Below are 22,908 nucleotides of genomic sequence, written 5' to 3' on the forward strand. Positions count from 1 at the left end.
AAAGACATTATACTTACCTAAACGGCCCCGACTCGCGCAGTTGGGGCCGTTTTTGTTGAATTGCAGGTTAGTAAAACCGGGTTTGCTACCGCAAACGATTGGATAGTTTTTCTTCGCTAAAGAGGCTTTCAGAACACGACAGCAGGTAGGGGATAGGTCTATATTTGAAAGTAATAGAAGCCTTGAGCAGCTACCCCATCGGTGGCTACCAAAGCATAAAGTTGCTCTGGTAGCTTCAATCAAAGGCACTTCGGCAAGGCTTCCATTTTCGAACTGTCATCTTCCTTCACCTTAAATTCCCCACAGTGTCCTTGAAAAAACTGCCCCGCTATTTCAAGCCCTCTTTGGCTCTGCTCGTGCCCCTGGCCCTGGGTAGCGCCTGCCAAAGCAACTCCAACACGGCAGCCTCCGGCGAAAACGGCACGGCCACCGACAGCACCGCCCAGGCCTCGGCGGCCGACAGCTCGGCGGGCAACGGTAAAAAGTACCTCGCCCAGCCGCTGGTGAAGGATATTTACACCGCCGACCCCTCGGCCCACGTTTTCAACGGCAAAATCTACATTTACCCCTCTCACGATATCGAGACGGGAGCCCCGGAAAACGACAACGGCGACCATTTTGCCATGCGCGACTACCGCATTCTGTCCATGGACAGTGTGGGCGGTAAGGTGACTGACCACGGGGTGGCCCTGGACGTGAAGGATGTGCCCTGGGCCGGACGCCAGATGTGGGCGCCCGACGCGGCCTTCAAAAACGGCAAGTACTATCTCTACTTTCCGGTGAAAGACAAGCAGGATATTTTCCGGATTGGGGTAGCCACCAGCACCTCGCCCACCGGCCCTTTCAAGGCCGAAGCCAAGCCCATGGCAGGTAGTCTGAGCATTGACCCGGCCGTGTTTGAGGACACCGATGGCAGCCACTACATGTACGTGGGCGGCATCTGGGGCGGACAGCTGCAGCGCTGGCGCACCGGCAAGTACGACGGCAGCAACCCCAAAGAGCAGGAACCCGGCCCCAACGAGCCGGCCCTGGGACCAAAAATGGCCAAAATGAGCGCCGACATGCTCAGCTTCGCCGAGCCCGTGAAGGAGATAAAAATCCTGGACGAAAACGGCAAGCCCCTGCTTTCCGGCGACAACAAGCGCCGCTTTTTCGAGGGCGCCTGGATGCACAAGTACCAGGACAAATACTACCTCACCTACTCCACCGGCGACACTCACCTGCTGGTGTACGCCACCGCCACTTCGCCTTACGGCCCCTTCACCTACAAAGGCGTTATCATGAACCCCGTGGAAGGCTGGACTACCCACCACTCCATCATCGAGAAGGACGGCAAGTGGTACATTTTCTACCACGACACCCAGCTTTCGGGCAAAACCTGGCTGCGCAACGTGAAAGTAACCGAGCTGAAGCGCACTCCGGACGGCGGTTTCGAAATCATCAATCCGTAAGCGTTTCCCTACCCATGAAAAAGGCCCAAACCTACCGCAGGTTCGGGCCTTTTCTTTTGGAGGCGCGCAAGACGTAAACTAGAGCTAGCAACTAGCTCCCCTTCTCAGATGAGGAGGGGTTGGGGGTGGTTGAAAGATTAGAACTAGAAACTAAGTTTAGTAAGTCGTTCAACAATTCACCAACCACCCCCAGCCCGTCCTCATCTGAGGAGGGGAGTTAGGTTCTGATTTCTACTATTTGCTGTTCGTTTTATCCAGCACGGCCACCACATCCTTCGTGGAAACCTTCTGGCCGGTAGCGGCGGCGCGGTAAATGGCTTGTAGCAGCTGCACGTCGCGGAGGCCCATTTCGCCGGGCACGCGGGTGGGTTTGTTGTTCAGGATGCAGTCGGCGAAGTCGTCCATCTGGCGGGCCTGCTGGGGCACGTTCTCAATGTTCATAGGGCCCTGGCTGGTACTGCCCTGAATACCGCCGTAACCGAAAGCCGGCTGCAGCTCCAGGAAGCCTTTGGCAGTTTCGGCACGTAGGCGGCTGTTCAGGTTTTCGGCGTAGCTGGTGCGGCAGTCGGCCACCGAGCCATCGGCAAACTGCATCTGCCAGTTCACGCCGGCCTCTACTTCCTTGAACAACCCTTTGGGGTCGGGGTTGGGCGTGAGCTTGGCCGTGACCGACGTAGGTAGCTGGCCTTTGGTATAAATCACGCCCTGTACGCAGTAAATGCCCATGTCCATGAGCGGCCCGCCGCCGGCCAGCTCCTTGTCCACGCGCCAGGGCGTGTCGTTGTTGAAGCGGAAGCCGTTGTCGGCCACCAGGCGCTTAATGGGGCCCAGCGTCTGCTGCTGGCCCAGGCGCATCATTTCCTGGTGGTGGGGCTCGAAGTGCAGGCGGTAGCCGATGCTGAACTTCTTGCCTGCCTTCTGCATGGCCGAAATCATGCGGCGGCACTCCTCGGCGGTGGGCGCCATGGGCTTCTCGCAGATGACGTGCTTGCCCGCCCGCGCGGCCCGCTCCACGTACTCGGCGTGCATGCCTACCGGCAATACCACGTACACAATGTCAACATCGGGGTTATCGACGATGCGGTCGAAGGTTTTGTAGTCGTAGATGTTCTTGTCGGGCAGATTATACTGCTGCTTCCACCGGGCCGCCTTTTCCGGAGAGCCCGTCACGATGCCCGCCAGCTTGCAGAGTTTGGTTTTCTGCAGGGCCGGGGCCAGCTGCCCGGTGCTGTACTTGCCCAGCCCCACTAGGGCTACGCCCAGCTGCTTGCCGCTCTGCAGCGCCTCCCGGCTGGCGGGGCCGTAGCTTATTTCCTCCAGCCACGAAAGCGGCCCGCCCACGGCCGAAGCGCCCACCAGGGTAGCCCCCAGCCCCAGCGAAAACGTGCGCATAAATTCCCGGCGCCCGGCCGGGTTCCCATCCCATGATTTCATAGCTCAAGCAGGTTAGTGTCAGGGAGTAGGTACCGGCTTCGTTCCCTGCGGGTTACGGGGTAGGGGGTGTTTGCCGACAAGTAGCTAAAAAAACAGAAGCGCGAATCAGAGGAATCATGATATAGTTCAGCATTCCTAAGGTTCGCGCTTCCGGTTTTCTCCGGCTACCCCCGTTCAATTACGCAGCTGTTTCGGAGGTAGCATTACTCAGCCCATTGATAACCAGGGGCAGTATTCCCAGCCCCAGCACCACCCGGCGGTAGCGCCACGGAATACCCGGCGCCAGGCTACTGATAGCTAGAAACACCGGGGCTCCTATCAAGCCAACGCGAATATGCGTGCGGAAGCTGATGCGCGGGAAGGGACCGGGCGGCGGGAAGTTGGTGGTAGCCGCCGTAGCGCCTTCCAATAATCCATTGCCGGCAATCAGTACGGAGGCCAGGCGGTTGCGGGGCCACATCCAGGTCGCCAGCCCCAGAATAGCCGGAAAGGCCAAGGCATCGAAATAGGCGTGGGCGCGGGGCGAAATAGGCCGCGGCAACCAACTGGCCCGCGAAGTAGCAGGGGCCGGCTGGTTGCGCTTGGGGTTGGTTGGCACAGGCATACTGAGCAGACAAACTAGCTTTGCGCACTTACGCCGGTTTTGACGGGGGTAGGGGCAGCCTCTGCGGCAGTAGCCTGGCTGGTGCCGTGGCCGTTGCGGCGCTTGCTAAGCATCCAGGCGGCGGTGCCCAGGCCAGCCACTGCGGCAGCGGCTAGCAGCGGGTGCTTTTCGGCCTGCACGTACAGGCTGCCCGAGCGAAACCAGCCCTCGTGCGAGCCGCGCTCCTGCAAGCCGTAGCCGGCCTGGTGCAGGGCGCTGGTTTCGGGGTTGCGGGAGGGGCGCTTGGGGTCAATCTGGGTGGGGTAGATGAGGGCTTCCATGACCTTATCCATGATGCGCGGGGCCAGGTGGCCGGCCAGCGTAAGGGCTTTGGCTTGGAAGCCCACGTACATGTCGCGGCGGGGGTGGGCGGCGGCAAACAGAATGGCATCGGCTACGGCCTCGGGCGGGTACACCATGCCGCGGTGCGCCACCTGGTGCTCGAAGTAGCTCTGAGCGTGCTCGTTGTAAGGTGTATCGATGCGGCCGGGATGAATGAGCGTGACGGATACCGGGGCTTTTTCTACCTCCAGCTCCATACGCAGGGCGTTGGTCCAGCCGTGCAGGGCGTGCTTGCTGGCGCAGTACGTGGACTGCACCGGCGTGGCCCGGTCGCCGAAAAAGCTGCCGATGTTGATGAGGGCGCCCGGCTCGTGGCGGCGCTTGAAGTGCTGCACCGCCAGGCGCGAGCCGTACACCACGCCCCAATAGTTGGTATCGAACATGCGCTTCATGTCCGGAATGCTTACCTCGTCGCAGTGGCCGAAGATGGAAACGCCCGCGTTGTTCACCCAGGTATCAAAGTCCCCGAACTCGGCGGTGGCCGCCGCGGCCAGGCGGGCCATGTCTTCCTCGCTGCCTACATCGGTAGGCACGGCCAAGGCATGTCCGCCCTGGCTGTTGATTTCCTCGGCTAGTTGGCGAATAGCGTCGGCGTTGCGGGCGGCCAGCACCACGCGGGCGCCTTTGCGGGCCGCCATACGTGCCGTTACGAGCCCGATGCCGCTGGAAGCGCCGGTAATAACAATGGTTTGCTGGTGAAGCGGTTTGAGCTTGAGGTTCAGACTGTTCATGGAGGTAGCAAGTAAGAGGGCAGAAGAAAAGCGGCCAGGGGAACTTCCCGTGACGCGCACTAATTGCCCTTAGCCTACGCGCTGAAAAGCAGGGTGTTATAGCCGAGTATCGAATAAAAAGCCCTTAAGCTGAACCCTACAAGGCTCTTTCTCTACCCCTTGCACTGTTCCGCAGCCCTGCTTCAGCAAGCCACTTTCTACCCCCTTGTTGCCCTTACAAACTGCGCACGTACGCAGCCATTTTCTCACGGGTAGCTTCGTCCGGCAGGGGGCCTTCGGCGGCCCAGAGGTTGTCCTGAAGGTGGGCGGGGTTGCTGGTGCCGGGTATCACGCACGTCACGGCGGAGTGGGAGAGAATAAACTTCAGCAGAAACTGCGGCCAACTGCCAATGCCCAGCTCCGTAGCCCAGGGCGGCAGCTCCTTGCCGCGCAGACGGGCCAGCAGGCTGCCTTCCGTAAAAGGCCGGTTGATGAGCGTGGCTACTCCTAACTCCGCCGCGGCCGGGAGCAGGCGCTGCTCGGCGTGGCGGTCGAGGATGGAGTAGTTAAACTGCACGAAGTCCAGCTTTTCCAGCCGCAGCACTCGCTCCAGCTCCGGGTGCATGGCATCGGTGTAGTGCGTGATGCCGAGGTAGCGCACCCGGCCTGCAGCCTGCCAGTCGCGCAACGTGGCCAGGTGGGTTTTCCAGTAGACTAGGTTATGAATCTGCAGCAAGTCGAGGGTAGGACGGCGCATTTTGCGCAAGGAGTCTTCCATCTGCCGGATGCCCGCCTCCCGCCCCTGGGTCCAGACTTTGGTGGCGTAGAAAAACTCAGGTTGCGCGGGCAGGGCACTGGTCAGCTCGCCCACTACCTCCTCCACCCGCCCGTACATCGGCGACGAATCAATAACGCTACCCCCGGCGGTGCGCAGGGTTTCCAGCGTCTGGCGCAGCAGCGGATGGCCGGCCGCCCCGCGCACGTCAAACGTCTGCCAGGTTCCCAGCCCCACCACGGGTAGGGGCTCCTGGCTGGAAGGAATAAGGCGGGTGAGCATAAGGAGTGACAGGTGATGAGGTGAATCGTGACAGGTGAACGGTGAGCAGGTGACAGGTGAACAGGCTATTATGCTGAGCAGCACCAAGGGCCTCTCTTACTTGGTTCAGGTTAGATTACGGAGTGAAATAATCTAGGACTAGTGGGCTAGTTCCCCTCCTCAGATGATTCCGCGCATCAAGCGGCGTGGGGTTAGGGGTGGTTGAAAGACTAGAGCTAGAAAACTAGAGCTAGTAAATCGTTCTAACAGTCATCAACCACCCCTAACCCCACGCCACTTGATGCGCGGAATCATCTGAGGAGGGGAACTAGCTCTAGCCTTGGTTCTAATTCTGGCTGTGTTTCCCACGAAGTTTACTTGTCTTGGGAAGGTTCTTCGCACGGGCGAGCGTGTCAGTGCTTTATGCTGCAATAATGCTAGGGGCTGTTTGTTGTCCTGACTCGTTTTCACTGCTGCCGCAGCCCGGCCAGCAGGGCGGGGGCGTTGCGCTGGGCCCGAGCTTTTTCCTGGGGCGTGAGGGTAGGCTTCAGCAGTAGGTCGAAGATGGGTTGCTGAGCTGGGGGTAGGCCGGCCCGCTTGGCCCGCTGATCCTTCGGCTTCAGAGTTTTCACGAGGGCAGTAGCCTGCTGCAGGGCCTGCTCCGGAGTGGGGGCGGGGTTGCTGCCGCGGGGAGGGGTAGCGGTGTGGCCGCCGCTCACGTACGTAAACTCAATCAGACAGCCTTGGCAAGCGGTGCCCTTAGGGGCTTCTTCCGAAGGGCCCGAGGTGATGGAGGCGCTGTCGGTGGCCAGGTAGAGCTTGGTGCCATCGGGCGACATGGCCAGGTCGCGGTAGCGGATGGGGCCGCGGAAGTACATCAGCGTGTCGGAGGCTACGGCGGTGCCGTCGTCGGTGAGCTTCAGCCGGATCAGCTTGCCTTTTTTCAGGGTCGGAATCAGCAGGGAGTTTTGCCAGCCCGGAATAGCCGTGGCCGAGTACACCGCCAAGCTGCTGGGGGCCTCGGAGTTCCAGGTGGGCTCGTCGGAGCTATGGTTGCGGGTGCGGGTGAGGACGGTGGTCAGGAACTGGTTGCTTAGCGGATACAAAGAGGCAATGGGGTTGCGGTAGTCAGCGCCCAGCCGGGCAGCGTTGGCCTGCTCACTCCCGATGGTGGGGTAGGTGGTATGCCAGGCGCCAGGGAGGGTAGCATGCTCGGAGGCCGCTGCGGCCAGGCCGTTATAGTTGCCATCAGCCAGGCCAATCACCAGCGGGTGACCGTAGTTTTTGCCCCGCTCCACCAGGTTTACTTCGTCGTCGGAGAACGGGCCGTGCTCGGAGGCGTAGAGCCGGCCGGTGCCGCCTACCACGGCATAGGCCAGGCCCTGGGCGTTGCGGTGGCCCAGGCTCCAGACGGCGTTCTGCCGCCCCTGGCTGAACGGGTTATCGTTCGGAATCCACCGGTCGTACGGGCCCAGGTCGGTGTCGGGCTCCGGGTTGAAACGCAGCACTTTGCCCTCGTAGGAAGCCGGGTTTTGCGCGTGGTTTGCACGGCCGCCGTTCTCAAACTGCCCTGCCCCCAGGTCACCGACGGAATAAAACAGATAGTCGCGGCCGGCTACGGGGGCTATCAGCAAGCAGCCCGCGTTGTGGTCGTTGCTGGCCGGAATAGAGTCGCACAACACCAGGGGGCGCGCGAGCTGCTGCCGGGTAACATCGTACTCGTAGCGCACCAGGCGAGCCGTGAAATAGTTGCCGCTGTGGTTGGGGCGGCTGCCGTTGCCGGGTTGGTTGGCTCCTTCAAACCTATAGATATAGGTCAGGTACACGTAGGGCTTGCCGGTGAGCAGCTGCGGGTGCAGGGCCAGGCCCATCAGGCCGCCCTGGGGCCAGGGCTTGCCGCCGTCCACGGAGTCCGGAACCTTGTCGTAGCGCGGAAACTCCCGGTTTTTGCTCAGGTCGAGCAGCACTTGCCGCGCCCCGGTAGCCGGATTGACGCGGCTGACGCGGTAGCCGCGGGCTTCGGTAATCCAGAGGAAATTATCGGGGCCATAGGCCACTTCCCACGGGTCGCTGAGCTTCTCGGTAATCACGCGCCGCGTGAACTGCTCACCCAAGGGCCCGGTCACGGTTTGAGCCAATGCCGGACCTGATACGGCTACTGCTACCAGCCCGCCAAGGAAATAGGAAAACCGCACGATAGATAAGGTTCAGGTTGAAAAAACGCGCCTCATGGCGGTTTATCCTTACTTACCGGCGCGGCAGCGGGTTATAGTTGACCTTAGAGGTTCGGTCTATATTTGCTCTTGATTCAGAGCTTGATACAGCTACTTGTCAGGCAAAGCTCTCCACGAATGTTTCTCCACGATCAAAGCAATGCTTTCACACTATATACGTCCAAATAAAGTGGTAAGAAGCCTCATAACGGTGTGGCTACTGTTACCTGCTCTTTGGTGCTATGGACAATCTGCCTCCATCAACGAGCATGGATTTTATATACCTCAAAACCTAACGGAAGCGAACGAGCAGCTTGATAAAGTACTTACAGAAAAAGCCAAAGCAAAATTTAGGCGGCTTACGCCCAGCGACTTCGAGAATATATCTGGATTGTTTATTCTGGGGGAATGGGAGTTGGGAGAGTTAGAAACAGATGCCAACAGCCGACTTGTGCAGTATTTGAATACTTATGTCAATACAAAGCAAGAAGCCTATGGCTACGAGGGCTGGCAGGTACGTCGGCATTTGGTGCTCTTATCGTACCTGCGGCACCTGCAGCACAGCCCATTCGATCTGGCTGTTGAGGCTAAAAAACTTGCCGCCAAAGGTGACTCCGTCGCGCGGGTAATCGAGCAGCAAAACCAACGTAACCTAGTAGCCGATTCCATACAAGGAATCTATATTCCTCGGAATCTAGCGGACAGCTTTGTACAGCTAGACAAAATGCTGGCAGAGCCCATTAAAGAGCAGCTACGACACCCTGATCCGGAGTATGGGCTGGCCAAGTTTCACTTCGGGCTAGGGCTTTGGATGCGAAATAACTGGGGACTCTGGGGAGACTCCCGCCTACAGCAATATTTCGAAGAACTGAATATCACCCACCCCGATGATATGTCGGGGGTGCTGCTAAAGAGCTACAGCGACTACCTGAATGGGAAGCCCCTCGATGAAAATCAGTACCGGCGCGCCGCTATTCCTCGGGTGGCTGACAACCCAGAACTGGATAGCGCGGCAGCAGTTTCTTTACCTCGGCCAAAACTAAAACGATCGGATTATTCCAAACCTTACAGACAGTTCCTCCGCAAGCGTCGTATCGATGACTTTCACGAATTACCTCCCGAGGCATATGGGCAGGAAAGCGAAATTGTAGAAGTAACAGAATGAGACTGTTGATGACACAACAGTTTTCGAGTTTGTGAAGATTTTGCTGAGCCCTACTCATCCTCCGGAAACTGACCCATGCCGCCGCTTTCAAAATCAGCAATGGCTTGCACCAGCTCGCGGTTGGTGTTCATCACGAAGGGGCCGTAAGTGGCCAGCGGCTCCTCAATGGGCTCCCCGGCCAGTACTGTCAGCACGGTATCCTCCGTAGCGGTGAGGTGCACATCCGTAGAATCCCAGCCGAACACCACGAGCTGCTTGGTACCGGCCGGGCGGTTGTCGTGCATCATAATAGCGCCTTTCACCACGTAGATGCCCACGTTGTAATCGACCGGCAGACTAATGGTAGTTTCGGTGCCGGCGGGCAGGTGTACGTCGAGCAGAGTGATGGGGGAGAAGGTTTCGGCCGGGCCGGCTATCCCTTCGTACGTGCCCGATACGACCCGAATGCGGCCGCGCCCATCGGCGGTAGCCACTTCCGGAATGTCCTGGGCCCGAATATTCTGGTAGCGGGGCGGGGCCATTTTGTCGCGGGCGGGCACGTTCACCCACAGCTGCAGCAGCTCAAGGGTGCCCCCGCGGCGGGCAAACTCCCGCTCGTGGCGCTCCTCGTGCAGAAGGCCTGCGCCGGCCGTCATCCACTGCACGTCGCCGGGGCCCAGAGCACCCGTGTGGCCGGCCGTATCGCGGTGGGCCAGGTAGCCTTCGTACATCACCGTCACCGTCTCGAAGCCCCGGTGGGGGTGGGGCGGGGTACCCAGCGGCGCCTCGGTGGGGGCCACGGGCATCGGGCCGGTGTGGTCGATGAGCAGAAAGGGGCTGAGCTGGCGGATACGCGGCCCCGGCATAGGGCTGGTCACGTCGAAGCCGTCGCCGACGAATTTCTTATTGCCATCAATCACCTGAAAAATACGGCGGCCGGAGTTCTGGGGCATAGCGGAAAGCAGCGGTAGAGAAATAGATAGCAGGGCGTTGGGGCCCGGTCGTTCCATTTCAGCAACCACCCACGGAGGCCGCATGTTTCGGGCGCCCGCGAATCGGTAGCGGCCGGTAACGAAACGAAGCCGCGGTAGCTTCCTGCCCCGGCCCGGGTCAGGCCGGCAGAAGCTGCCGCATAAACGGGTCCTGAAAATCGGGGGCGAAGTGCAGCACGTTGGGCAGGTGGCTGAACTCGGCGGGCTGGTGGGTGGTGGTCAGAATGACGGTTTGCATACCCGCGTTCAGGGCCGCTTCGGCGCCCTTGGGCACGTCCTCGAACACGAGGCAGTCGGCGGGGGCTACCCCTAGTTTCTCGGCGGCCCGCAAAAACGTTTCGGGGTGGGGCTTGCTCAGTTGCACATCGTCGGCGCTGACGATGGCTGAGAAGTAGCGCCGGATATCCAGGCCATCGAGCACGAAATCAATGTTAAACGGAATGGCCGCCGAGCCAATGGCCAGTTGAATGCCGCGTTGGTGGGCTGTGGCCAGAAAATCAAGCAAACCGGGCAGCAGCTGCAGGTGGGGCCGGAACTCCTCCTGATAGCGCTGCTCTTTGCGCACGGCCAGCTCGTCCATTTCCGCCACCGTAAACCGGTCGGGTCCGAACATGCGCACCAGCACCTCCTGGTTTTTACCGTACATCTGGGGCTTCAACTCCTCCCAGCTGAAACTACCGCCTAGCTCATGGTTCAGAATGTGCTGCCAGGCACTGGTGTGGTAGTCCATGTCATGAATCATGGTGCCGTTGAGGTCGAAGAGGAAGGCTTGCATAGAAAGGCAGGGGTAGGGAAAGAGAGCGTCCGGTGTAAATCCGGAAACCGCGAATGTCGGCTGTTTACGGCTTTCAGCCTGCCAACGCCGCTTGTGACACTGAAAATTGCGGAGGCAGACCCCGGGTCTGCTACACTTCATCCGCCTAATCCGACGCTTCGGTAACGGCAAGTTTCAGGAGGTGCGGCAGCGGGCCACTTTTGGTCCATCACTTCGCTGCTACTCCTATGAAACGCCTGCTACTCCTCGCCCTGCTGCTGGTTTTCGCCCTCCGTGGGCTGGCCCAATCTACTACCATCCTCAGCGGCACCGTCCGCGACGGGGCTGGTCAGGCCCTGCCAGGCGTGAACGTCTTCCTCAAAGCCACCTTCGACGGGGCCAGCACCGATTCATTGGGCCGCTTCCGCTTTGAAACCCAGCAGCCGGCCGGAAGCTACGTGTTGCAAGCCAGCTTATTGGGATTCCTGTCGGTAGAGCGGCCGGTAACGCTAAGCGGCCAGCCCCTGCGCCTCGACCTCACCCTGAAAAGCACACCCCATGCCCTGGGCTCAGTGGTAATTACGGCCGGAGCCTTTGAGTCTAGCGACGAGCACCGCAGCGCCGCCCTCAACACCCGCGACGTGCAAACCACCGCCGGGGCCCTGGCCGATGTGGCGGCCGCCTTCAACACCTTGCCCGGCACCACGCGGGTAGGGGAGGATGGCATGCTGTTCGTGCGGGGCGGGGCGGCTTCGGAAACCAAGGTGTATATGGATGGCCTACCCGTGCAAAACCCCTACAACGCTACCGTGGCGGCTGTGCCGGCCCGCGGGCGGTTCTCGCCCAGCCTGTTCAAAGGCACCGTGTTCAGCACCGGCGGCTACTCGGCCCAGTACGGGCAGGCCCTGTCGGGGGTGCTGCTGCTGAACTCCACCGACCTGGCCGATGAAACCCAGACCGGGCTTTCCCTTAGCTCTTTGTTTCTGGGCGCTTCGCGGACCCAGCGCTGGGAGCGGACCTCCGTGGCGGCCACCCTCGACTACACCAACCTGCAGCCCTACCAGCGCCTGCTGCCCCAGAACGTAACCTGGCCTCAGTCGCCGCGCGGCCTGGCGGCTTCCGTGAACCTGCGCCACCGCACCGGCCAGGCCGGCATGCTGAAAGTGTACGGAGTCTGGAATCAGCAGCAGATGGTCATCGGGCAGCCCTCGCCCGAACCCGCCGGCACCCAAACGGTGGCCCTGCGCGCCGGCAACGGTTACCTCAACACCACCTTCCGCAGCCCCCTGCGCCGGGGTTGGAGCCTGCAGTCGGGGGTAGGGTTGAGCCGCGACAACCAGCGCGTGGCCCCCGACACCCTGCGGATGCAGACCCTGGAGCAAGCCCTCACGGCCCGGCTGGTGCTCATCAACGACTCAGCCGCCGCCCGCTGGAACGTGAAACTTGGGATGGAAGTGCTGGCTCAGAACGTGCAGCAGCAGGTGCAGCCCAACGCCGCGCTGGCTACGGTGTACCGGCCGGAGTTTACCGAGAAGCGTGCCGCCAGCTTTGTGGAGTCTGACTTTCAGCTCTCGGATTGGCTGGCGGGCCGGGTGGGTGGGCGCGCAGAATACTCGGCGCTGCTAAACCGCTGGAACGCGGCCCCGCGCCTGGCCCTGGCTTATCAAACTACCGAAAATAGCTCCCTCTCGGCCGCTTACGGCCGCTTCTACCAGACCCCCGACAACACCCTGCTGCTGGTACAGCCCCGGCTACGCTTCGAGCAAGCCACCCACTCGGTGCTCACCTACCAGTACACTCACGACCGGCAGCTGCTGCAGGTGGAGGCCTACTACAAAACCTACGACCACCTCACCCGCTACGACGGCCGCAACCCGCGCAACCCCCTGGCCTACAACAACGGCGGCACCGGCTATGCTCGCGGCCTGGACGTGCTGTGGCGTGACCGGAAAACCGTCAAGAACCTCGAATACTATGTCAGCTACGGCTTTCTGGACACCAAGCGCCAGTATCGCCAGGACCCCGTAGCGGCCGTGCCCACGTTTGCCGCCCGCCACAATGTATCGGTGGTCGGGAAGTACTGGGTGGGCAGCCTGCACACGCTGCTGGGCGCTACCTACAGCTACGGCAGCCCCCGCCGCTACCACGACCTCAACGACCCCGAGCGCGGCTACAACCAGGGCGTGCTCCCCACCTACCAAGACCTAAGCCTGAACGCCAGCTATGTCACTCGCCTTTTCGGGCAGTACACCGTGCTTCACCTCTCGGCCACCAACGTGCTGGGCCGCCAGAACGTGTTCGGCTACCGCTACGCCACCCAGCCCGACGCCGCCGGCACCTTCAACCGCGTAGCCATAACGCCCACCGCGCCCCGCATGCTGTTCGCGGCCCTGTTCATCTCCATCAATAAAAACCGCGCCGCCGATGTGAATGAGCGGCCGGAGTAGAGTTCAGTTGCCGGTTGTCAGTTGTGAGTTGTCAGGGGAGGCAGTAATGGTTTTGTCGGCTGCATTCTGCTTTCCAAAGCGCTGGTACCAACGCTTATTCTCCAGCCAGCAACTGGCAGCTGGCAACTGGCAACTCACAACCGGCAACTGAACTAGACGCTTCATCCGGAAAATCCGACGCTTCGGTAACGGCAAATTTCTTTGGCGCCAGAGCTGGGCCACCTTTGAATCATCAACCACCACAAACCCTTCCACGTCATGAAAAACACTCTGATCACCCTCGCCCTGGTAGCCGCTTCCTTCTCGTCCTTCGCAACTGTAGCGCAGCAGCCCGTTGCTACCCCCGCCGCCACCGGCAACCCCGATGCCTACACCACCATGATGGCCGCCACCATTCAAGACCTGATGAGCACCGGCGACCCCGCCAAACTCAAGCAAGTCGATGCCAAGCTGGAACGCGCCGCCCAGGTAGCCCCCAAAGACTGGCTGCCCCGCTACTACCAGGCCTACGCCCGTGTTATCACGGTTTTCGTGAGCAAAGAGGAAGACGGCGACGCCAAGGATAAGTACCTCGATCAGGCCGAAGCTGCCCTGACCCAGGCCCGCAAGCTGGGCGGCGAGGAGTCGGAGCTGCTGGTGCTGCAGGCCTACATCTACCAGGCCCGTCTGGGTATCTCGCCCATGCTGCGCTCCATGAAATACTCCAAAATGGTAAGCGAGACGCTGGCCCAGGCTAAGAAAATTAACCCTGCCAACCCGCGCATTTATTTGGTGCAGGCCAACAACGTGTACTACACGCCTTCCATGTTTGGCGGTGGAGCCGAGGTAGCCAAGCCCCTCTTCCAGGAAGCCCAGACGCGCTTCGCGGCCTTCAAGCCCGCCTCCGTGCTGGCGCCTAACTGGGGCGAGCGGCAGGTGCAGGGCCGCCTGAAAAGCTACGAAACCGCCTCGGTGAAGTAGCGCCGCTGGGTGGGGCGCGGGTGGTAATGAGCCGCTCTGGAATACCGGCGTTTACACCATGTCGGCGGGCGGCGAATGGCTGCCCGCGCCACCCGGCAAACGCCGAGGCTCCGGCCGCGGAGCGCCGCCCGCGCAACAGATGGGTTTACCCGATTATTGTATCTTTTGCCTGCCTTATTGGTCCCCCTGGGCTTCCTATTTATGCTTGACTCCGCCCTCCCCGTGAACCGCCCGACCCTGACTCCCGAAGAAGCCCTGGACGTGCGCAAAGCCTCCCTCACCAACCTGGGCCGGCACTACCCCCACCGCAAATGGGTGCTCATGCTGGGTATGATGGTGACCTTATCGTTTGGACTAAGCCTGGTGTTCTGCGGGGGGTGCTCAGTTTGGAGTGAAGATTTCCTCGTAACGTTCGGCTATAACTTCTGCTACACCACTGGCCTGTGGCTGGCCAACGGCTTCCCGAACGAGTGGCTGAACCGCCGCGTCGATTGGACGATTCAGCCCATCCGGCGCTTCCTGATTACGCTGTCCATGTCGCTGGTCATGTCGTTGATTGTGATATTTCTGGTTACCACGGGCTTCAACGTGCTTTATCACCATCGGCCCCTGAGCTCTATCACCTGGCGGCCCTTCGTGATGCCCCTGCTGATTACCGTGGTGGTATCCTTGTTTATGCACAGTCGCTCGTTTCTGCTGAGCTGGCGCGATGCCACCACCCAGGCCGAGCGCCTGCAGAAGGAAAACGCCCAGGCCCAGGCCGACTCCCTGCGCCGTCAGCTCGACCCACACTTTCTGTTCAACTCCCTCAACGCCCTGACCTCCCTGGTCGAGGAAAACGACCCGGTCCGGGCCACGCGCTTCATCCGCCAGCTCAGCCAGGTGTACCGCTACGTGCTCGATAGCCAGGAGCAGGAAGTGGTGCCGCTTTCGGAGGAAATGCGCTTCGTGGAAGCCTACCTGTTTCTGCAGCGCACCCGTTTGGGCGAGGGTGTACAAGTGGAAATGACCCTACCCCCCGCCGCCCTCGAAACCCTGCTGGTACCCCCGCTGGCCGTGCAGCTGCTGCTGGAAAATGCCCTTAAGCACAACGCCACCTCCCAGCGCGACCCGCTTCGCATCCGCATCGAGCTCGACGAGGCCGCCCGTACGCTCGCCGTGCGCAACATCCGCCGCCCCCGCCGCCTCCCCGATGGCGAATCAACTGGCCTGGGCCTGAAAAACCTGCGCGCCCGCTACGCCTTCCTCACCAGCCAACCCGTGCAAATAGAGGAGTCGGAAACGGAATTCGGGGTAGTGCTGCCCGTGCTGGAATTGCGGTAAGGTGAGGGCTAGAAACTAGGAGCTGTTAACAGTGAGTAGTAACTTGTGGCATGGAAACGATGCTTACCGATGCGCAATGGGCGCGGCTGGCTCCGCTACTGCCGGGCCGGGCCGGCACGAGTGGCGGGCGCGGACGCGACAACCGCCAGTTCGTGGAAGCCGTGCTCTGGTTGGCCCGCAACGGGGCGCGGTGGCGGGCGCTACCGGCCGAACGCGGCAATTGGCACACGACGTACACGCGCTTCCAGCGCTGGGCCCGGGCCGGCATCTGGGCCCGGATTTTTGCAGCCGTGCAGCAGGACGACGCCTTGCACACGCTGCTGGTGGACTCGACCACGGTGCGGGCCCACCAGCACGCCAGCGGCGCGCGCAAAAAAACGGACCGCAGTCCCTCGGGCGCAGCCGCGGCGGGCTGACGACCAAAGTGCACGCCGTGGCCGACGCCCGCGGCCGGTCCGTGCGCCTGGGCTTGAGCGCGGGCCAGCGCCACGACGCCCCGCAGGCCTTGCCGCTGCTTGACGGGCTGGCCCCGGCTTACGTCATCGCCGACCGCGGCTACGATTCCGACCCGTTGGTGGCCGCCTTGGCCGCCCGCGGCACCCACGCCGTGATTCCGCCCCGGCGCAAGCGCCGATACCCGCGCCCTTTCGATGCGGCTCGCTACGCGCAGCGCCACCCCATCGAACGGCTGTTCAGCCGCCTCAAGCAGTTCCGCCGCGTAGCCACCCGCTATGACAAATTGGATGCGCATTTTTTAGCTTTTGTTCACCTGGCTGCAACCGTCCTGTGGTTGCGTGACTGTTAACAGTTCCTAGGCTCCCCTCCTCATATGAGGAGGGGTAGGGGGTGGTTGACCAGTCGTTGAACAGCATGGTAGAACGTCATGCTGAGCTTGCCGAAGCATCTCTACCTCTGACTAATCAACTGGCCTAGGCCTATTGCAACGATTAAGCATGACGTTCTTTTGTACTCACCCTTAATACACCCTAGCTTCTAGCTCTAAATACCGTTCTTCCGTCATCAACCACCCCTAACCCCACCTCAGCTGAGGAGGGGAGCTAGTTTTTAGCTCTAGACATAAAAATCACGCCTCTATGCCTGCAACCGCTACCCCACTCCGCGCCCTGATTATTGAAGATGAGCCCCTGGCCGCCCGCCGCCTTACGGAGCTGCTGCGCAAGCAGCCCCAGCCGATAGAGGTAGTGGGCACGGCGGAATCGGTGGCGGAAGCGGAGGCCCTGCTGCACGCCGTTCGCCCGGCGCCCGACGTGTTGTTTCTGGACATCCACCTGGCTGATGGGCTGAGCTTCGAGCTGTTTGAGCGCCTCGACATCCAGAGTCCGGTCATCTTCACCACCGCTTACGACAAGTACGCCCTGCGCGCCTTCAAGGTGAACAGCGTGGACTACCTGCTCAAGCCCATCGACCCCGAGGAACTCACGGCGGCCCTGCAGAAGCTGGAGCGCCAGCGCCAGGCCACTACCCCCGCCTTCGACGCCAACCTGCTGGCTCAGGTGCTGCGCCAGGCCCAGCCCGCCAAGGAGTATAAGTCTAGGTTTGTGGTACGGGTGGGGGAGCATCTGAAAGCTATTCCGGTGGAGCAGATTGCCTACTTCGCCAGCCTCGAAAAAGTGACCCTGCTGCACACCCGCGAGGGCCGCAAATTTGTGGTGGACTATACCCTGGAACAGCTCGAAGGCATGCTCGACCCCACGGAGTTTTTTCGCCTCAACCGCGCCTACCTGGCCCACGCCGAAGCCATTCACGACATCATCCACTACACTAACTCCCGCCTCCAAACCATCCTCAAACCCACCGCCCCCGACAACGACACCGTGCTGGTAAGCCGCGAGAAAGTGGCTGCTTTCAAAGCATGGCTGGATCGGTGAAGTGTCAGTTTTTATCAGGGTGCACCCGCACTAGAGTACCCTGCAAGCCCATCTTATCAAATTCAAGGAGTGTATCGTTGCGAAGGTAGTAATCGTGTCGAACGTCTTTGGTATAAATAGCTACTAACGGCTGATGGAAGCCTGTTGGCTGGTACCTAACCCGGATAGGAGATTCGTGTAAGTAGTAGCGTTCAGAATCACTAATACCCAACACCCCTTTCCTATCAGAACAGCTAGTGTAAGTTCCTGTCGAGTCGGCGTGAATCTTGACGATAGTGAAGCCGCTTTTTCCAATTCTTACCCAAGTGCCTTCCAATACCTTAAGGCCTCCCGCTTTGGCAACGGGTATTGAGGTATCCGGAGAAGTAGAATTTGATTGACAAGCTCCTAGTAAGCACAAAACAGTAACGGGGAACAAAGCCCGGGAAGATTTCATAGCTGTAATATATTACCCTTCCAGCCAGCATTTCACCGCCCCCGCTTTCTCCCGGCTGACCAGCACCTCGTCGGTGGGGGCGGGCTGCAACTCCAGCAGCAGTTTGCCGTTGAAGTGCGGGTGCAGGCGCTGCACGGCGGGCAACTGGGCAATGAACTGGCGGTTGAGGCGAAAGAATAGGGTAGGGTCCAGCAGACTTTCCAGCTGCTCCAGGGTGTAATCCACCATGAAGCGGCGGTTGTCGATGGTGGCGAGGGTAGTGGTTTCGTGGCGGCTCTGAAACCAGGCTACTTGGCTCACGGCGAGGGGTAGGAGTTGCTCGCCGCTGCGCACCAAAAAGCGGGTTTTGTACTGGCGGTCGGGGCGGGGTAGGGCATCGAGCAGGCGCTCCAAGCGGCGCGCAGTATCATCTGTGGGGGCCGGGGTAGGCAGTGAGGCGGTTTCCGAAGGAGCAGTGCGCCACTCCCGTAGCTTGGTGAGGGCGGCCTGCAGCTCCACGAGTTTCACGGGTTTCAGGAGGTAGTCCACGCTGTTGGCCTTGAACGCTCGGATGGCGTAGGCATCGTAGGCCGTGGTGAAGATGACGGGGCTGCGCACCACCAGCTGATCGAACACGTCCAGGCTCAGCCCGTCGGCCAGCTGAATATCGGAGAGGATGAGGTCGGGAGCCGGGTTGGTGCTGAGCCACTGCACGGCACCGCTTACGCTGTCGAGCACGGCCAGCACCTGGGCTTCGGGCGCGGCTTGCAGCAGCAGGCGTTGAAGCCGCTCGGCGGCGGGGTATTCATCTTCGAGCAGCAGAACGGTCATTAAGTGTCGAGGTAGTGGGTGGAGAGGTGAATTTCAGCGTGTAAAATAACGTGTCATGCTGAGCTGGCCGAAGCATCTCTACTCTGGCTAATCAACTGGCTTAGAACAACGAAGCGGGAGAGATGCTTCGGCCAGCTCAGCATGACACGTTCTTAAAATTGAAAGCTGAAAACTGGCCTAGCGCGTCGATAATAGCGGCAGTCGCACCCGAAACCAGCCGCCTTCCGCGCTGACTTCTACTGGCCTGGGCGCTTGCAGTAGCTCGTAGCGGTGACGCACGTTGCGGAGGCCCGTGCCGGTGCCGGGCGCGAGGCCGGCGGTGCGGGGGCGCTGGGTATTCTCGACTGTGAAGTAACCGGTGGCGATATCGGCGGAGAGACGCAGTTCCAGGGGATGCTGTTGGGAGGCTACATTGTGCTTTAGTGCGTTTTCTACCAGTAATTGAATGCTGAGTGGAGCTACCAGGTGGCCTAGCGTCTCGGGCGGAACAGCCCTGGTTACGCGCAGATTATCCCGGAAGCGGACTTTGTGCAGGGCCAAAAAAGTATCAACAAAAGCCAGCTCCTCGAAGAGGGGCACGGTGGTTTTGTCGCGGGTGAGGAGCACGTAGCGGTACACATCCGAGAGCTGCTCCACGAACTGCTGGGCCGGCTCATTTTCAGGCTCAATGAGAGCCGAGAGGGTATTCAGGGAGTTGAACAGGAAATGCGGGTCGAGCTGACTCTGCAGGGCTTCGAGCTGACTTCGCACCCCGGCGCTTTGGATCTGCTCGGCTCGGCGCACGTTCTCCGCCCACTGCCGAAAGTAGTTGGAGCTTTCGTAAACAAGCTGAACAATGATGGTGGGAATCAGATTAAGGCCAAACTCGTGCAGCAGGTCGGGGAACGGTAGCTGTCCAGTGCCACCCATCAGCTTGCTGGTGGTTGCCAGGAGCACGGCCTGGGCGCCCATCGTAATGACGATGCTGCCCAGGCCCAGCAGCCATAGCCGCGGCTGGGTTTGCTCTACTCGGGGGAAGCGCCGGAACAGCATCAGCCACAGGGTGCGCCCCAGCAGCCAGAACACGCTCGTAAATACCAGCGAAATTCCCCAGGCTATGAAAAACTCAGTGACCGACGCAACGCGTAGCAGCCCTCGGGGCAGCAGCGCCAGCAATGCCATAATCGGAATGCCAAACAGCAGAAAGAGCCGGTCGTTCAGGCGGATGGCAGCAGGGCGCGCGGTAGGCTCAGGCATGGGCACGACTAGCGGGGAAGTTTCTGCACGAAGCTAACCACCGCCTGCCGAAACCGCGCGGGCTGCTCCAGAAACGAATAGTGCTTGCCCGGCAGCGTCACAGTCTGCTGCTTCGGAAACCGGAACGACTGCGCAGTGGTGCCCGTGGTGCGGTCGTCCTGGCCTACAATGATGAGGGCGGGCACCTTGATTTGGGCGGTGACAGGCGCGTAGTCTTGGCCGTAGTCGGGCAGGCGGCCGCTGAATACCTGGGTGGCAAAATCCTGATTGGCAGGTACGGCGCGGACTACCTGACTGGCGCGGGCAGCCAGCGAATCGGTGGAGTATTGGAGCTGGCAGGCCAGTTTTTTTTGCTGCAGGGCGCCCATCACCATGCCAAAGCGCTGCATCATGGGGATGTTGGGGTTCGGCTGCTCAGTTGGGGGTAGCAGGGAGGTGCCATACTGCAGCATAGCCTCCAGCGAGGCCGAGGGGTTGAGTACGCTGTTTACCAGCACCAAGCCCTGCACCCGCTCGGAGTATTTGGCGGCGTAGGCCATGGCAATGGTGCCGCCAAACGAGTGCGCCATTACCACCCACTTCTGCAGCCCCAGGTGCTGGCGTAATTCTTCCAAGTCCTGCACCATGCGAGCCATGGAGTAGTCTTTACGCGGAGAGCTGGCCGAGCGTCCGCTACCCCGCTGGTCGAGGTAAATCATCTGCAGCCCATCTTCCAGCCGGTTGCCGCCCAGCTTCTCGAACGAGTAGCTGCCCGCGCCCGGCCCGCCGTGCACAAACACACAAGGCGTGCCCTTGCCCGCCACCTGCACAAACAGCTGCACCGAGTCAGACGTCAGCAGCGTAGTAGCCCCCTGGCGCAAAGCAGGTGTTTTAAGCTGGGCCCACGACTGGCCTAGGCCAGTCAGCAGCAGAAAGCAGGCAAGAAACAGGAAGTGCAGACGGAAACGGGTGCTGGTCATGGCGGTAGGGAGGTTTGTAGTAGCGGATAACTGGTTCAAACATCCGAAAACGCTCCCGCCTGTAGTAGTAAAATCAGGGCGAAGCGCCGCAGGATCGGGGTGAAACGGGAGAAGCGCCACGTGGACCCCACCCCCGGCCCCTCCCCGGTGGGGAGGGGTGCCAGACGCAGGCAGACAATGAAGAATGTGCAATGGCTCAATTATCCACTCTCATTTTTGATTGTCAATTGTTCATTCTCATCAGAACGCACCCCTCTCCCCGAGGAGAGGGGACGGGGGTGAGGTAACAAAAAAAGCCCGAGCGCCAGACACCCCTGCCTGACACCCGGACTTTACAAACCCACCCCTGGGTCGTTTTAGATAATCGTGCTCATACCGAGCTTGATGTTGTTGCGGTGCACCTCACAGTCGGCAATATCCAGCACGCTGTAGGCAATGAAGTTGCCTACCTGCTCGGTGGTGTAGAGGGTGGCGGGGTTCAGCTCCGGCGTTACTACCCCCTGGTCGAGGGCGTGCTGCACGGCGTCGCGCACGCAGTCGGCTTCTTCTTGCAGGTTGAAGTGGTCGAGGAGCAGGGCGGCCGAAAGGATGGTAGCAATGGGGTTGGCAATGCCTTTGCCCTTGGCCTGGGGGTAGGAGCCGTGGATAGGCTCGAACAGGGCCGCCCCATCCCCCACTGACGCCGACGGCAGCAGGCCCAGGGAGCCGGCAATTACCGAGGCCTCATCGGAAATAATATCCCCGAACATGTTCTCGGTCAGGATAACGTCGAACTGCTTTGGGTTGAGAATGATCTGCATGGCCGCGTTGTCTACGAAGAGGTAGTCAAGAGCTACGCTGGGATACTCGGGCGCAATGCTTTGCACGGTCTCGCGCCACAGGCGGGAAGTTTCGAGCACGTTGGCTTTATCTACCAGCGTGAGTTGGTGGCGGCGCGTTTCGGCGGCTTTGAAGGCCCGGTGCGCAATACGCAGAATTTCATCTCGCGAGTACGTGCAGTGGTCGTAGGCCCAGGTACGGTCCTCGGAGCGGCCTTTCTCACCGAAGTAGATACCACCGGTCAGCTCCCGGAAGATGAGAATGTCGGTGCCTTGGATGCGCTCGGCTTTCAGCGGGGAGTGTTCCAGCAGTTGGTCGTAGGCCGTGATGGGGCGAATGTTGGCGTACAGGCCAAGCGACTTGCGCAGGCCTAGCAGGCCCTGCTCGGGGCGCACTTTAGCCGTGGGGTCGTTGTCGTACTTGGGGTCACCGATGGCCCCGAGCAACACGGCGTCGGCGCGGCGGCAGGCTTCCAGGGTGGCATCAGGAAGGGGCGAGCCAGTAGCATCAATGGCGCAGGCGCCCATGAGTTGGTAGTCAAACTCAAACTCGTGTCCGAAGCGGCTGGACACGGCCCGCAGCACGCGCACGGCCTCGCTACACACCTCCGGACCAATGCCGTCGCCCGGCAACACTACAATGCGTTTGCTTAGAATACCCATGACCGTTGCTGTTCAAAAGCCGTGATGGCCGCCTCCTGGCTAATGAGAAAATCGATGTCGTCGTACCCGTTGATCAGGCACTCTTTTTTGTAAGGGTCCAGTTCGAAGTGAATCACCTCGGCCCAGCCCGGTACCGTAAGGGTTTGCGCCTGCAAATCCACCGTCAAAGCGGCCTGCGGGTCCTGGGATACTACCTCAAACAGACCTTGCAATACCTCGTCAGAAACCTGCAGGGGCAGTAGGCCGGTGTTGAGTGCATTGCCCCGGAAAATATCGGCGAAGTAGCTGCTGATAACCACCCGAAAACCTGCGTCATACAAAGCCCAGGCCGCGTGTTCCCGGCTGGATCCGCACCCGAAGTTCTTGCCCGCTAGCAGAATCTGGTGGCCTAGGTAGCGGGCATCGTTCAGCACAAAATCCGGCTTAGGCTGCCCGTCGGCGGTATAGCGCCAGTCGGCAAATAGGTTGGCACCAAATCCTTCACGAGTCGTCGCCTTCAGAAAGCGCGCCGGAATAATCTGGTCCGTATCCACATTTTCTATCGGAAGAGGCACCACGCCAGAGCGTAGTGTTTGGAATTTTTCCATGGGGTTGGAGATGTGAGAGACTATTTCTAGCTCCCCTCCTCATCTGAGGAGGGGAGCTAGA

General features: G+C 60.6%; 19 protein-coding genes. 7 read left to right on the forward strand and 12 right to left on the reverse strand.

Going from position 1 to position 22,908, the window contains the following annotated elements; all coding sequences use genetic code 11:
- The first annotated feature begins 320 nt into the window (after positions 1-320).
- Positions 321-1,451 carry a glycoside hydrolase family 43 protein gene (locus FGZ14_RS01405; RefSeq protein WP_257883398.1) on the forward strand — a complete coding sequence of 377 codons (1,131 nt, stop codon included), beginning with the start codon at positions 321-323 and terminating at the stop codon, positions 1,449-1,451.
- 234 nt (positions 1,452-1,685) lie between these two features.
- Here the strand turns inward: FGZ14_RS01405 and FGZ14_RS01410 are convergent, their stop codons facing one another.
- The 5 genes from FGZ14_RS01410 to FGZ14_RS01430 all read right to left on the reverse strand — a co-directional run bounded on the left by FGZ14_RS01410 (position 1,686) and on the right by FGZ14_RS01430 (position 7,811).
- Positions 1,686-2,885 carry a Gfo/Idh/MocA family protein gene (locus tag FGZ14_RS01410; RefSeq protein WP_139920441.1) on the reverse strand — a complete coding sequence of 400 codons (1,200 nt, stop codon included), beginning with the start codon at positions 2,883-2,885 and terminating at the stop codon, positions 1,686-1,688.
- Positions 2,886-3,063: 178 nt separating this feature from the next.
- Complete coding sequence (locus tag FGZ14_RS01415; protein ID WP_139920443.1) at positions 3,064-3,489, reverse strand: hypothetical protein; 426 nt, start codon at positions 3,487-3,489, stop codon at positions 3,064-3,066.
- A 14-nt stretch (positions 3,490-3,503) separates the two neighbouring features.
- The gene (locus FGZ14_RS01420) at positions 3,504-4,601 is read right to left on the reverse strand and encodes an SDR family oxidoreductase (RefSeq protein WP_139920445.1); all 1,098 of its coding nucleotides are present in this window, start codon (positions 4,599-4,601) and stop codon (positions 3,504-3,506) included.
- 214 nt (positions 4,602-4,815) lie between these two features.
- On the reverse strand, positions 4,816-5,637 hold the full coding sequence (locus tag FGZ14_RS01425) for an aldo/keto reductase (protein ID WP_139920447.1): 822 nt from the start codon (positions 5,635-5,637) through the stop codon (positions 4,816-4,818).
- Between the two features lie 446 nt (positions 5,638-6,083).
- Complete coding sequence (locus FGZ14_RS01430) at positions 6,084-7,811, reverse strand: PQQ-dependent sugar dehydrogenase (RefSeq protein ID WP_139920449.1); 1,728 nt, start codon at positions 7,809-7,811, stop codon at positions 6,084-6,086.
- Between the two features lie 229 nt (positions 7,812-8,040).
- Between FGZ14_RS01430 and FGZ14_RS01435 the strand changes: the two genes are divergently transcribed.
- Positions 8,041-8,994, forward strand: a complete 954-nt coding sequence (locus tag FGZ14_RS01435; protein ID WP_139920451.1) for a DUF6794 domain-containing protein — start codon at positions 8,041-8,043, stop codon at positions 8,992-8,994.
- Between the two features lie 50 nt (positions 8,995-9,044).
- Here FGZ14_RS01435 and FGZ14_RS01440 read toward each other — a convergent pair whose 3' ends face one another.
- Both FGZ14_RS01440 and FGZ14_RS01445 read right to left on the reverse strand, forming a co-directional pair.
- Positions 9,045-9,926 (reverse strand): pirin family protein, encoded by an 882-nt coding sequence (locus tag FGZ14_RS01440; RefSeq protein WP_139920453.1) that lies wholly within the window; start codon positions 9,924-9,926, stop codon positions 9,045-9,047.
- 157 nt (positions 9,927-10,083) lie between these two features.
- Positions 10,084-10,740, reverse strand: coding sequence for an HAD family phosphatase (locus tag FGZ14_RS01445; protein WP_139920455.1), 657 nt, complete (start codon positions 10,738-10,740; stop codon positions 10,084-10,086).
- Positions 10,741-10,967: 227 nt separating this feature from the next.
- Here FGZ14_RS01445 and FGZ14_RS01450 point away from each other — a divergent pair, with 227 nt between their 5' ends.
- The 5 genes from FGZ14_RS01450 (at position 10,968) to FGZ14_RS01470 (ending at position 17,338) form a co-directional block, all read left to right on the forward strand.
- A complete protein-coding gene (locus tag FGZ14_RS01450) occupies positions 10,968-13,166 on the forward strand; it encodes a TonB-dependent receptor (protein WP_139920457.1) in 2,199 nt (732 codons plus the stop codon).
- Between the two features lie 258 nt (positions 13,167-13,424).
- Positions 13,425-14,126: a hypothetical protein gene (locus FGZ14_RS01455; RefSeq protein ID WP_139920459.1), complete on the forward strand. Its 702-nt coding sequence runs from the start codon at positions 13,425-13,427 to the stop codon at positions 14,124-14,126.
- A gap of 201 nt (positions 14,127-14,327) precedes the next feature.
- Positions 14,328-15,449 carry a sensor histidine kinase gene (locus tag FGZ14_RS01460; protein ID WP_180754453.1) on the forward strand — a complete coding sequence of 374 codons (1,122 nt, stop codon included), beginning with the start codon at positions 14,328-14,330 and terminating at the stop codon, positions 15,447-15,449.
- Between the two features lie 50 nt (positions 15,450-15,499).
- Positions 15,500-16,254, forward strand: a protein-coding gene (locus FGZ14_RS01465) for an IS5 family transposase (RefSeq protein WP_257883276.1) whose coding sequence is annotated in 2 segments (ribosomal slippage) — positions 15,500-15,833 and positions 15,833-16,254 — 756 coding nt in all. Because the reading frame shifts where the segments join, the coding sequence is not laid out codon by codon here.
- A gap of 289 nt (positions 16,255-16,543) precedes the next feature.
- Complete coding sequence (locus FGZ14_RS01470; RefSeq protein ID WP_139920463.1) at positions 16,544-17,338, forward strand: LytTR family DNA-binding domain-containing protein; 795 nt, start codon at positions 16,544-16,546, stop codon at positions 17,336-17,338.
- 448 nt (positions 17,339-17,786) lie between these two features.
- Here the strand turns inward: FGZ14_RS01470 and FGZ14_RS01475 are convergent, their stop codons facing one another.
- The 5 genes from FGZ14_RS01475 to leuD form a co-directional block, all read right to left on the reverse strand.
- Entirely contained in the window at positions 17,787-18,584 is a 798-nt protein-coding gene (locus FGZ14_RS01475) for a LytTR family DNA-binding domain-containing protein (RefSeq protein WP_139920464.1), read from the reverse strand.
- A 177-nt stretch (positions 18,585-18,761) separates the two neighbouring features.
- Positions 18,762-19,820 (reverse strand): sensor histidine kinase, encoded by a 1,059-nt coding sequence (locus FGZ14_RS01480; RefSeq protein WP_139920466.1) that lies wholly within the window; start codon positions 19,818-19,820, stop codon positions 18,762-18,764.
- An 8-nt stretch (positions 19,821-19,828) separates the two neighbouring features.
- Complete coding sequence (locus FGZ14_RS01485; protein ID WP_139920468.1) at positions 19,829-20,779, reverse strand: alpha/beta fold hydrolase; 951 nt, start codon at positions 20,777-20,779, stop codon at positions 19,829-19,831.
- Positions 20,780-21,135: 356 nt separating this feature from the next.
- Positions 21,136-22,260, reverse strand: a complete 1,125-nt coding sequence (gene leuB / locus FGZ14_RS01490) for a 3-isopropylmalate dehydrogenase (protein WP_139920470.1) — start codon at positions 22,258-22,260, stop codon at positions 21,136-21,138.
- A complete protein-coding gene (gene leuD, locus FGZ14_RS01495) occupies positions 22,248-22,847 on the reverse strand; it encodes a 3-isopropylmalate dehydratase small subunit (RefSeq protein WP_139920472.1) in 600 nt (199 codons plus the stop codon). The genes leuB and leuD overlap by 13 nt, the downstream gene beginning before the upstream one ends.
- Positions 22,848-22,908: the final 61 nt, after the last annotated feature.

This window comes from Hymenobacter sp. DG01 (assembly GCF_006352025.1).
Lineage (GTDB): Bacteria > Bacteroidota > Bacteroidia > Cytophagales > Hymenobacteraceae > Hymenobacter.